The sequence below is a fragment of the Paenibacillus sp. Aloe-11 genome, assembly GCF_000245715.1.
Taxonomy (GTDB): Bacteria; Bacillota; Bacilli; order Paenibacillales; family Paenibacillaceae; genus Paenibacillus; species Paenibacillus kribbensis.
In genome coordinates, this window is sequence record NZ_JH601056.1 from 733893 (window position 1) to 735651 (window position 1759).

The window sequence follows — 1759 nt, forward strand, 5'->3', positions numbered from 1 at the left end:
GCTCGTCACACACGATAAATTTGGGGTGAAGCGCCAGTGCCCGTGCAATCCCAATCCGCTGACGTTGGCCGCCCGAGAATTCATGCGGGTAACGATGAGCGTGATAAGGAGATAATCCGACCACTTCGAGCAGCTCTTCCACACGCTCTTTGAGCTGTTCTTTGCTCCATTTCTCATGCGTGATAAGCGGCTCTTCCAGCACCTGCTGCACCGTCCACCTCGGATCAAGCGAAGCAAACGGATCTTGAAACACCATTTGCATATCCGTTCTGAATTTGCGCAGCTGTTCTGTATTCAGCTTCCGTATATCCGTGCCGTTAAATAGAATCTCTCCATCGGTTGGTTCGATCAATCTGAGAATGGCCCGTCCGGTTGTGGATTTGCCACAGCCGGATTCTCCCACGATTGCCAGGGTTTCACCCTGCTGTACAGTCAGGTTAATTCCATCCACCGCTTTGACTGCTCCCACTTGCCTGGAAAAAAGTCCTTTTTTGATCGGATAGTGTTTTTTCAAATTACGTATTTCAAGCAGTGTACTCATGATATCCCTCCTGCTGTAACAAGCAGCGGCTTTTGTGCCCGGGTTCCACTTCCACAAGCTCCGGGGCCTCTGCAAGGCAAATTTCCTTGGCAAACTGACAGCGTGGTGCAAAACGACAGCCTTTTGGCATATCAAGCGGGTTGGGAACCTGACCCGGAATAGAGGCTAGGCGCTCCTGATCACTGTTCAATTGTGGCAATGAGGCTAACAGACTCTGTGTATACGGATGCTTGGGAGCTTTAAAAAGCGTTTTGACATCCGTTTCTTCCACGACTTGCCCAGCGTACATAATTACGACCCGATCACACATTTCAGCAACAACACCAAGATCATGGGTAATCATCAGAATAGATGTCCCTTCGGACCTTTGCAGCTCACGCATCAAATCAAGAATTTGCGCCTGAATGGTTACATCAAGTGCTGTTGTCGGCTCATCTGCGATCAGCAGCTTCGGATTGCAAATCATCGCCATTGCGATCATAACCCGTTGGCGCATACCGCCCGAGAGCTCATGCGGATAAGAAACGGCTACCTTCTCTGGACGCGGGATGCCCACCTTCGTCAGCATTTCCACGGCCATCGCTTTCGCCTTCTGTTTACTTACACCGTGATGGTATCTGGCAGACTCCGCAATCTGCTTGCCGATTTTGAACACGGGATTCAGCGAAGTCATAGGCTCCTGAAAAATCATGGCCATCTCGTTGCCACGAATCGAACGCATTTTTCGCTCTGAAAATTCCAGCATGTTCTCACCGTTAAACCGTACTTCACCAGCGGCTACTTTCCCAAGTCCTTTGGGGAGGAGCTGCATAATGGAAAGGGAGGTAATACTCTTGCCACACCCGGATTCCCCAACGATTCCGAGTGTTTCCCCTTGGCCAACCGACAGATCGACGCCGTCCACTGCCCGGATGGTTCCAGCCGCAGTCTTGAACTCCGTTCGGAGATTGGTTACTTCAAGCAGTTGTGCCATGCCCTCTTCCTCCTCCTTGGCCATCATGAACCTTCACGTTATTCATCCAAGAGAACAAGCTTATTCGGACTTGCCCATCGTTTGCAGATGCTTCATGCTGCCATACAATTTTGTAATATGCTGATACTCTTTTTCTGAATGAAATGAGCATTGTCCACGGCCATAGGCCTTGGCTGTTTCGACTGCAAACTTGGCCGCCAGCGCAATATCGCCTTCGTGACTGGCCCCCGTCGCACTGCCTGGCA

2 protein-coding genes and 1 pseudogene are annotated in these 1759 nt (G+C 50.7%); all 3 read right to left on the reverse strand.

What is annotated here, in order from left to right:
* Nucleotides 1–541 (reverse strand): annotated as a pseudogene (locus WG8_RS28650) (ATP-binding cassette domain-containing protein); the annotation flags it as partial.
* Nucleotides 525–1514 carry an ABC transporter ATP-binding protein gene (locus tag WG8_RS16825; RefSeq protein WP_007431421.1) on the reverse strand — a complete coding sequence of 330 codons (990 nt, stop codon included), beginning with the start codon at nt 1512–1514 and terminating at the stop codon, nt 525–527. The gene WG8_RS16825 and the pseudogene WG8_RS28650, both read right to left, overlap by 17 nt.
* Nucleotides 1515–1574: 60 nt before the next feature.
* Nucleotides 1575–1759: DUF1177 family protein (locus tag WG8_RS28655; RefSeq protein ID WP_007431422.1), on the reverse strand; the 185-nt coding region annotated here is incomplete at its 5' end.